12 protein-coding genes are annotated in these 8215 nt (G+C 59.7%); 2 read left to right on the plus strand and 10 right to left on the minus strand.

From position 1 onward, the window contains the following. A partial coding sequence (locus HP499_RS17355) for a DUF4383 domain-containing protein (RefSeq protein ID WP_172325456.1) occupies window positions 1-344 on the plus strand: 344 nt, incomplete at its 5' end. 559 nt (window positions 345-903) lie between these two features. Here the strand turns inward: HP499_RS17355 and HP499_RS17360 are convergent. From HP499_RS17360 to HP499_RS17395, 8 genes are all read right to left on the minus strand, one after another. Then, the gene (locus HP499_RS17360; RefSeq protein WP_172325457.1) at window positions 904-1284 is read right to left on the minus strand and encodes a hypothetical protein; all 381 of its coding nucleotides are present in this window, start codon (window positions 1282-1284) and stop codon (window positions 904-906) included. 307 nt (window positions 1285-1591) lie between these two features. After that, a complete protein-coding gene (locus HP499_RS17365; RefSeq protein ID WP_172325458.1) occupies window positions 1592-2344 on the minus strand; it encodes a GAF and ANTAR domain-containing protein in 753 nt (250 codons plus the stop codon). Then, window positions 2334-2678 (minus strand): hypothetical protein, encoded by a 345-nt coding sequence (locus HP499_RS17370; RefSeq protein WP_216660113.1) that lies wholly within the window; start codon window positions 2676-2678, stop codon window positions 2334-2336. The genes HP499_RS17365 and HP499_RS17370 overlap by 11 nt, the downstream gene beginning before the upstream one ends. Then, the gene (locus tag HP499_RS17375) at window positions 2671-3393 is read right to left on the minus strand and encodes a GAF and ANTAR domain-containing protein (protein WP_172325459.1); all 723 of its coding nucleotides are present in this window, start codon (window positions 3391-3393) and stop codon (window positions 2671-2673) included. The genes HP499_RS17370 and HP499_RS17375 overlap by 8 nt, the downstream gene beginning before the upstream one ends. 140 nt (window positions 3394-3533) lie before the next feature. Then, the gene (locus HP499_RS25410; protein WP_172325466.1) at window positions 3534-3764 is read right to left on the minus strand and encodes an ANTAR domain-containing protein; all 231 of its coding nucleotides are present in this window, start codon (window positions 3762-3764) and stop codon (window positions 3534-3536) included. Window positions 3765-3811: 47 nt separating this feature from the next. After that, a complete protein-coding gene (locus HP499_RS17385) occupies window positions 3812-4039 on the minus strand; it encodes a hypothetical protein (RefSeq protein WP_172325460.1) in 228 nt (75 codons plus the stop codon). A gap of 175 nt (window positions 4040-4214) precedes the next feature. Next, on the minus strand, window positions 4215-4562 hold the full coding sequence (locus HP499_RS17390; protein ID WP_172325461.1) for a VOC family protein: 348 nt from the start codon (window positions 4560-4562) through the stop codon (window positions 4215-4217). A gap of 41 nt (window positions 4563-4603) precedes the next feature. Next, window positions 4604-5140 carry a DinB family protein gene (locus tag HP499_RS17395; protein WP_172325462.1) on the minus strand — a complete coding sequence of 179 codons (537 nt, stop codon included), beginning with the start codon at window positions 5138-5140 and terminating at the stop codon, window positions 4604-4606. 215 nt (window positions 5141-5355) lie between these two features. Between HP499_RS17395 and HP499_RS17400 the strand changes: the two genes are divergently transcribed. Further along, window positions 5356-5805, plus strand: coding sequence for a peptidase inhibitor family I36 protein (locus tag HP499_RS17400; RefSeq protein WP_172325463.1), 450 nt, complete (start codon window positions 5356-5358; stop codon window positions 5803-5805). 157 nt (window positions 5806-5962) lie between these two features. Here HP499_RS17400 and HP499_RS17405 read toward each other — a convergent pair whose 3' ends face one another. Together HP499_RS17405 and HP499_RS17410 are read right to left on the minus strand one after the other, a co-directional pair. Beyond that, complete coding sequence (locus tag HP499_RS17405; protein ID WP_172325464.1) at window positions 5963-7177, minus strand: hypothetical protein; 1215 nt, start codon at window positions 7175-7177, stop codon at window positions 5963-5965. 337 nt (window positions 7178-7514) lie between these two features. Further along, entirely contained in the window at window positions 7515-8093 is a 579-nt protein-coding gene (locus HP499_RS17410) for a recombinase family protein (RefSeq protein ID WP_172325465.1), read from the minus strand. Window positions 8094-8215 lie beyond the last annotated feature (122 nt).

The raw sequence follows: 8215 nt of genomic DNA on the forward strand, positions 1-8215 counted from the left end.
AGACCCTGTCGTTCGCCGGCCACACCTCCGATGCCCTCCTGCTGGGTATTTTCCAGGTATCAATCCTGCATAACATCGTGCACCTGCTCTTCGGAGTAGCGGGTATCTTGATGGCCCGGACTGCGGGCCAGGCCCGGAACTACCTGGTGGGCGGCGGAGCCATTTACTTGGTTCTGTGGATCTACGGCCTGTTCATCAACCAGGAATCCGCCGCGAACTTCGTTCCGGTCAACAACGCCGACAACTGGCTGCACCTGATCCTGGGTGTCGGGATGCTGGCCTTGGGCCTGGCACTGAGCCGAAAGACAACCACAGGACGAACTGCAACCACAACCGGCAGGTGAACCCGCATTCCACGCCCGCGCGGCAGCAGAACTGCGTTGCAATTGCCGTGGAAGTGGGCAGCGCTGAAAGGAAGCGCGGGTTGTTTCTTGAGGATTGCATGGCCGCCTCCGCCGGCACCGACAGCGGGAGTGCAGTAGCGACGTGGTTTGCACCTAGCTGCTTGCCGCCGCAACACGCCAACTATTCGAAGGAGACAGTATGTCTGAAGAGACGGAGCATTCAAAAGAAATAGAACCGGGCACGGGACATCCCTCCCTGCCTCCCGTGGAACCGGAACTGCCACCGGATGAAGCACCAGAACCGCCGAAGCCTGCAGAACCTGAAGTCACGCCAGGGACAGAACAGAAGAAAACTCCTCGTTGACCCCTCTCGATCCCGCGACACTCCTTGTAGCCTTAGGCCACCGTTAGAGGATCCTCAAGGGGCGCTGGGCGTCCGGTGGGCCAACGCACTGCCCGCCGATCTGGCATACGAGCTTGACGCATCACCGTACGGTGACTTTGACAAGAAAAGGATGGGGATAGACAGTGCGTTATCCCCATCCTCTTATTGAAGCTCCTAGGCTGCCGAAGCGACCCAGCCTGAGCAACCGTAGATGCCGGTGCCGGCGCTTCGGTTGTTGAGGCACGCCCGGACGTAAACGGTCCCTCGCAAGCCGCTGCTTTGAGCTTGGGCCTGCTCGCCGCTTCCCTGACTGTTGGTCAGCGTCGCAATGTAGGTAGTCCCGTTCGAAACATACCTGAGCTGCGCTACGGATGAGACGCCATCCACGCGGGTGTCCCGGCTCGTTAGGACGTTAGTGGACGAGTTGTAGTAGGCGTAGGACCCGGTCACCGAAGCCGCTGCACTGGCGGATGCCATCGGCGCTGTGGCCAACATTGAGATTGCAATAGCGCCCGCGGCTGCAGCGCCGGAAAGAGCCAATCGTGATTTACGCATGTCGTAATTCCTTCCCCAGAATTTTTAGTGAATTACTGGCATCACACCCGCCCCAAGAATGTGTTGGCGATCACACCGCGAAGCCGTTCTGAGTCTCAAGCGACCACTTTCTTTTGTCAAGTCAAGCGCGCTTTCTCTAGGGGCGGTCTCCGAAGGTCAGGTCGCGTTCAGGGCTTCCCAGCCGGGTGCCCCACTTCCTTAGAAGTGGAACAGCCAAAGAGTGGGACACTGCCCAGCAACTGAACGAGACAACCAAGCGATGGTCGAGCAGGTTCGAAAACACTGTGCGCCGCAATGGGGCACTTGATTAGTCGTCGAAGTGGGTCAATACCGCCGGGTCTCTGGCGATGGAGGTCACTACCACCGCTGCGACATCGCGCAGCTTGACGTTACGGCCGCTGGAAGCGATCCGGAGGATTTTCATGGCTGCTTCCTGACTGCAGCGGTTTTGAGCCATGATCGCCCCAACGGCCATATCGATGGCCGTGCGGGATTGCATCGCGGCCAGCAGGTTCCTTCTGTCCTCTGTAAGTTGAGAGATTCGTACCGCGATGCGCAGAGTTCTTGATACTTGGCCGGCGAGAGACTCTGCCTCCTGGATTTTCGGACCGCTGAAGGCGTGCGTTCTGGTGGCGTAGAGATTCAGCGCGGCAGCGGCCTCATCTTCTAGGGAAAGCGGTACAGCCAGGATGGACCCGACGCCCTTGGCCCATGCTGTAGGTGTGTAATCGGGCCATCGGGTTTCTTCGCGGACGTCAGGGACGTGGATGGTGGCATGCTCATCAAGGGCCGTCAGGCACGGGCCGGTACCGGCCCCGTACTGCAGCTCGTCAAGATCCTTCACTTTTGGCGTGTTGAAGGCAACCGTGACGGGTTTCTTCCGTCGCCTCAGAGTCACTGAACTCAGCAGATCATTCTTCTCCGATAGGACGTTGGCGGAGCGCACGGCCAGTTCCTGAAGGAATTCTCCAACATCTTCGGAGGCCAGGGCGAGGTCCTGGAGATGCTCAGTCGCCCTGGCGCCTTCAGTACCCTCGGTGGTTTCATGCTCAGTCGGCATGGTGACCTCGATTATCGATGTTGTTCCTGCTGTCCGGTACCCCGGGGGTCGGATTCCCGTCCGCGTAGGGGGCTTTGGAACGGGCGGGGAGTTCGTCGATCAGTTCATTGGCGGCGTGGGCCAAGAGGTCACGCTCCAGTGGCGGCAGCGGAAACGAGGTCTCGACGTAGGCATCGACCTCGTACTCGCCAATGCTCCCACCAATGCTGAAGTACTTCAGCCACAACTCCTCCACAGAGATCTCTGATTCCTTCAGAGCAACCTTCAACCCCCTGATCTGTTCCTGTTCAGAGAGGGACAACGGTTCGGGCTGATTGTTCCCCGCTTCAGCCATGCCGGTCGTTCCTGCTGCGGTCCAGAATCCCTTCACTGACATCAACGAGGGACTGCCGGCTGGTACGGGAACGTTTGAGCAACTCCCGGAAAGCTTCTTCTTCTCCCAAGCCGTGGAGCTGCATCAACGCACCTTGGGCCCGGTTGATGGTGTCCCTGCTTGCCAAGGCCTCGCTGAGCGCTTCGTTGAACCGCAAGGGCGCCTCAGCGGTCTGGATGTTATCGAGCAGGATCGCCGCCGTAGAGGCGAACTTCTCCAAAGGCCGGGTCGTCGCTGTGTCATACGCTTCCGGGACGTCCGAGTAAATCTTCAATGCCCCCAGACTCCGGGTTCCTACCAGCAACGGGGAACTAACCGCTGACCGGATCGGCAAATCGGCCACTGCCTGGGTCCAGGCCGGCCAGCGGTCCTCGGTGCTGAGGTCGTAAACGACAACGGAGTGTTCCGAGGCCCAGGCAGCGAGACAAGGTCCCTCGCCGAGCTCGTACTGGACCTGGTCAGCCAAAGCGGCCACCTCATTGGTGGTCCCGGTACTGGTCCTGCGGCCCTGCTCGTCCAGGAGCGACACCCCCGCCCCGACGCTTCCGGGGAAAGCGTCACGGATTCCCTCGGCCAGGCGCTGGACCGCCCGGTCAACCTTGTCCTCTGTCAGGAGCAGACCCTTGATACGGGCAAGAGTGAGTGTCAGTTCATCCAACGGTAATTGCTGGGTCATTGGGCGTGCCTTCTACGGAGGACATATGACTGCCCGGCTAAAAGGCCTACTGCCAAACCCAAGGGACCAAACCCTGGAAGGTTGGCCTACCCTCAGGATAGCTTCTACAGCCTCTCACTGTCGTCGATAACAGGGCTTTATTAGAGATGCTCCCCTTTGGTCAGAATCTGTTTGGCTACGTCCTGGACACGACTGTGATGACGCCTTGCAGTCGTCTGCATGAACGCTAACGCCATGCCCCGGCTACACCGGTTCTGCACCATGATCCGCGCCACAGCGGCATCAACAACAGCACGCGACTGCAAAAATACACGGACGCGATCTGGCGTAAATGCTGGATCGTCCTTACCCATGAAGGGCTTCGCTTCCATAGACACCAGAGGATTTCACTGCTGATAGCAGGCACCCCGGCACAGCGTTATCCACCTGCGGTCTGATCCAAGGGACTACCGCATCCAAGGTCTGTCAACGCCCAAGCGAGGACATACAGATCAAAGGAGTCAAACCAGGCAGGGGCTCCCAAGTAGATGCCGAAGTCGTTTTGTCCCGCCCATCCTCCGTTGACCCACCATTGGGTCCAAAGTTCATCCAAGGTGATGGTGTTATCCGCTACCAGCGCTTTCGCGATGCGGTGAGTGTCTTGCATGGAGGCCTCTTTAGAGACGGAGACTTAGTCCGCCGTGTGGTTAGCGCCTCGGTATAGACACAGTTCAGCATGACACACGCGCAACACCATAGATACCACGCCTGCTGAGGGTATCCCACTTGCTTGGTAAGGGGGGTTATCTGGCAATGGAATACAAGGGCCGGAATCGGAGCCTTCAGTTTGGGCGGACCACGCACCATTCGTTGCCCTCGGGATCCAGGAGCACCTGAAAAGCCCCTGGCGAATCAGCACGAATGTTGCCAACCCTGACAGCTCCGAGGGCAACAGCTAAGTCAGCGGCCTGTGCCACGTCCCCGACGTGAACATCGATATGCAGCCTGTTCTTCACTTGCTTCGTTTCCGGCACTCGTTGGAAGGCCAACCGCGTCCATCCTGGTGGGTCTATGTACGACCAGTCACCGCTCCGGTGTACGGGTGTTCCACCAAGGACCAACGACCAAAAATCCGCCAGTACGGCAGGGTTTTGGCAATCCACCACCACTTCATCGACGCTCCCAATCATGAGCCAAGCCTATGGGAGGACGACCCAGTCGCCGCAAGAGGTTAGCTGGTAGCTGCACTCTGACTTTCAACGTCATGCAGGTGATGAACCCCATCATGCAGGAAGTACTGCGCGAAGGTAACCATGGTGAAGGCAGACCCATTACTCCGCATGCCGGTGCGGCCCCACTGAGACCTCTCCACGGCTGCGAAGGCATCGGCAATACTCTCTCCGCGGCTTATCAGTTCCTCCGTGATCTTCGCCGGATCTTGATTCGCGTAGTCTCCGTCAATGGCAGCTCTGTCCTGATCCCAATCAGCAAATATCGCATCATCCTGGGTCAGCATCAGCTTCAAACGCTCGTCGAAGACCCCATAGACGTCCCGTACATGACACGCATACTCCAAGCGTGACCACGTGCTTTCCTCCGGCCGCACGGCGACATCATCGCGTTCCAGCACGGCGCGCCAACGCGGTAGCATGCCCCGCACCACGCCAGAAACACTGGAAGGGTCAGTCGAAGCAGCATCAAAGCCACATTCAGGGCACGGCCTGGAAAGCACCCAGGTCCAGTCTTTCTCATCCGGAACAATCGTCATCTCGGCAGTCTACGAGTTGTGTCGGCGATACCGGCAATCAATTACCCCCGAACCAATAGAGGGCACCGCAATATCCCAGTTCCTTGGAAGTGGAACACGTAGGGTGATGGAAATTGCGTTCGAACGGCAGTCCTCCCCATGGCTACTTCCCGCAGTTGGGCACACAATGAACCCAGCGCCCGCAGCCGGGTGGGAGAAGATCTGAGGAGACAAGTATGAAACTTTCATCACGAATCGCCAGCTCCGCTGCGCTACTGGGCCTCGTGGCGGGAGCCTTCCTGGCGGGTGCACCGGCAGCCAGCGCTTCAGGGACAGGAACGGCGTGCCCGAGCGACAGGTTGTGCCTTTACTTCAACAGCAACTTCCAAGGGGCACGGGCCGACTACAAGTACAGTGACGCCGGCCTGGGCAACGAGCTCTTCACCGACGGGCACCGCGGCGCCAAGGGGTGGGGCGTACAGGTAAACAACAACGCGGCTTCCCTCATCAACAACTCCGGAGAATACATCGCTCTCTATAAGAGTGCAGGTTGCCGGGACGGAGTCGGATACCTTCTCGCTCCAGGAGCGAAGTTGAACCTCTCCGACTGGGGTGCCCGGAATACGATTTCCTCGTTCCACATCAACGACTCCGTCTGCATCTCCCGTGACCAGTCCTGGGCGTAAGGGCACACAGGCACGTCCGCATCTTCTCATTCCCGGCGTACGGGTACCTCGGATTTCCAACAGGGTGTAGCGACAGTCATGCTTGAAGTAGGAATCGTTGATAGCCTCGGAGGCAAACCGCCCATCAGCAGGTGCAAAACCTACTGACGGAGTACAGCTAGCTGGCGCCGGCGGCCGACCGAGCCTTCCGGCGGCGGCCCTTCACTAGAGACCAAGCGGCCACGGCGACGAAGGCTGCCGCCACCCCGCCTGCCACGGCGGGCAGGGCACTCTGGGAGCCGGCCGCTGGCTGGGTCGTCGCTTCCCGGTCCGGGGATGTGGCCATTGCTGTGGCAGCTCCAGCCCCGGACGCCGAGGCCGCAGCCTCCGTGGATCCCTGCGGATTTGCTAGGGCTGCTGAGGAATACCGGACTACAGAGCCTCCGCCGGGAGCGGAGCCAGGACTGATCACGATGACAGAACCGTCCGGGGCCACCGCCAGGTGACCGGGGCCGCCATCAGTGGGAATGGCGCTGCCCACTTCATTGGCATGAGGGCGGATCACGGACAGCTCCTGGGTCAGCAGGCTCGTCACATACAGTGATCCGTCCGGCGCGAAGGCCACGTCCTGAGGCCCGCCCCCAACATAAATCCGGCTGGCCGCGGTGTCGGCTCCGGGTTTGATGACGGCAACGTCACTGGACTTGATGTTGGCCACATAGACGTTTCCGTCAGGTCCAACAGCGATCCCGTGCGGTTCCTTGGACGTTCCGGCGTCCGAGACCAGCTCAATGGTCCGTGTGACCGTGTCTGCGCCGGCCGGGATCACGGAAACCGTGCCGGCGGTCTGGTTGGACACGAAGGCAGTTCCGTCCTTCGCCACCGCTATTTCCGCCGGGCCTGCCCCCACTTCGACAGTCCGGTCCACCGCGGTTCCGTTCGGCGCAATGACCGAGACGGTGTTGCCCGTGGAGTTCGCCACGTAGACCGATCCGTCGGGTCCGGCGGCGAGCGGATGGCGTCCCGTCGGCACCGGAATGGTTCGTTCTACAATGGCCGCGTCGGCCTGGATGACCCCGACGGTGTCCTGGTCGGGGGCGTCGTCGACAAGGGCTACATATAGGGTGCCGTCCGGGGCAAGCGCAAGCCCGGTGACCCTGTGGCCTCCGGTGCTGATCGTTCGGGACGGGCTGGTGGCACCTGATGGAACCACGAAAACTCCTCCGCCCTGGCCGTAGTTTCCGAGGAGGGCCGTGCCGTCTGCAGCAATGACCGCCCGTACCGGAGTCCCGTCAATGTGTATTGCCTCATTAGGTGCTGCCACGGCCGGCGCGGAACCGAAGCACAAAACTGCTCCCAGAACGGCGGTGAAAGTGGCCCAGCGGTAATTCATAAAAGTTTCCCCCAACGGAATCCCAATAAGGCTTTGGCGCGAAGCCAACCCAAAGAAGCCTACTATCCACCAGGTAAAGCATTGGGTCGCACGGCAATTCACGGCCTGTGGCTGTGGGAGTTTGCCGAAATAGTTACGGTGTTCTGTGGCTCATGTCGCCTGGCTGGGCCGCGAACTGTCCCGTAACGGGATCCCCTTACGGACACCCATGCAGCCGACTTCGAAAACTGACACCAGCAGTCGGCCTTCGCGTAATATTTCGTCCCAGATGTTGTTCCAAATCGTCTGCCGTGGACAGCAGTCACTAAGACAACTTCCGGGACAGTTCGCTGCGGCCTTAGGAGCCCATGCCGAGGTATCGGTAGACGGTGGCGCGGCTGGCTCCGATGATCTTTCCGATGTCCGATGGCTTGAGGCCCCGGGCTTTCAGTTCATGTGCTCTCTTGACCTTCTCATGGTCTGTAGTGATCTCCCGGCGTCCTGCTTTCCTGCCGTTTGCAGCTGCTGCCGCCATGCCGGCTTTGGTGCGTTCGGAAAGCTGGTCTCGTTCAAGCTGGGCGAACGCGGAAATGATAGTGACCATCGCCTGGGCCATCGCTCCCCCGACCTCGCTGGCCGGGTCGGTAGCGATGCCGTCCGTTAGGGAACGGAATTTGATGCCTTGCACTTTGAAGTCATCCAAGAGCTCGAGCAAGTGTCGAGTGTTGCGGCCCAAACGGTCCAGCTTCCACACCACGACTTCATCTCCGGGACCGAGACGGTCCAGCATCCGGTCCAACTCTGGACGGCTTACCCTGGTCCCGCTTATCCCCTGGTCTTTATAGATTCGTTCGCACCCAGCCGCTTCCAGTTCACGGATCTGCAGATCGGTGTTCTGATCGGCCAGACTGACGCGGGCGTATCCTAGGTGTGCCATCACTTCTCCGTCTTATCAAAGGACCGATGTTAATGATCCTGAGAATACCTCAGTGAGACACTTTGTTTGGACAGATGAGGTGTGGTAATTCCGCGAGATGGAATCGTCACCCCCAGCCAGGT

Origin of the sequence: Paenarthrobacter sp. CM16, assembly GCF_013179505.1 — a bacterium.
Classification (GTDB): Bacteria; Actinomycetota; Actinomycetes; order Actinomycetales; family Micrococcaceae; genus Arthrobacter.

What these genes read in the sequence shown, in the direction of transcription:
- HP499_RS17370 (WP_216660113.1), bottom strand. Translation starts at nt 2,678, where the DNA reads ATGGCTGAAGCGGGGAACAATCAGCCCGAACCGTTGTCCCTCTCTGAA.
- HP499_RS17400 (WP_172325463.1), top strand. Translation starts at nt 5,356, where the DNA reads ATGAAACTTTCATCACGAATCGCCAGCTCCGCTGCGCTACTGGGCCTC.
- HP499_RS17395 (WP_172325462.1), bottom strand. Translation starts at nt 5,140, where the DNA reads ATGACGATTGTTCCGGATGAGAAAGACTGGACCTGGGTGCTTTCCAGG.
- HP499_RS17360 (WP_172325457.1), bottom strand. Translation starts at nt 1,284, where the DNA reads ATGCGTAAATCACGATTGGCTCTTTCCGGCGCTGCAGCCGCGGGCGCT.
- HP499_RS17410 (WP_172325465.1), bottom strand. Translation starts at nt 8,093, where the DNA reads ATGGCACACCTAGGATACGCCCGCGTCAGTCTGGCCGATCAGAACACC.
- HP499_RS17390 (WP_172325461.1), bottom strand. Translation starts at nt 4,562, where the DNA reads ATGATTGGGAGCGTCGATGAAGTGGTGGTGGATTGCCAAAACCCTGCC.
- HP499_RS17405 (WP_172325464.1), bottom strand. Translation starts at nt 7,177, where the DNA reads ATGAATTACCGCTGGGCCACTTTCACCGCCGTTCTGGGAGCAGTTTTG.
- HP499_RS17385 (WP_172325460.1), bottom strand. Translation starts at nt 4,039, where the DNA reads ATGCAAGACACTCACCGCATCGCGAAAGCGCTGGTAGCGGATAACACC.
- HP499_RS17375 (WP_172325459.1), bottom strand. Translation starts at nt 3,393, where the DNA reads ATGACCCAGCAATTACCGTTGGATGAACTGACACTCACTCTTGCCCGT.
- HP499_RS17365 (WP_172325458.1), bottom strand. Translation starts at nt 2,344, where the DNA reads ATGCCGACTGAGCATGAAACCACCGAGGGTACTGAAGGCGCCAGGGCG.
- HP499_RS25410 (WP_172325466.1), bottom strand. Translation starts at nt 3,764, where the DNA reads ATGGAAGCGAAGCCCTTCATGGGTAAGGACGATCCAGCATTTACGCCA.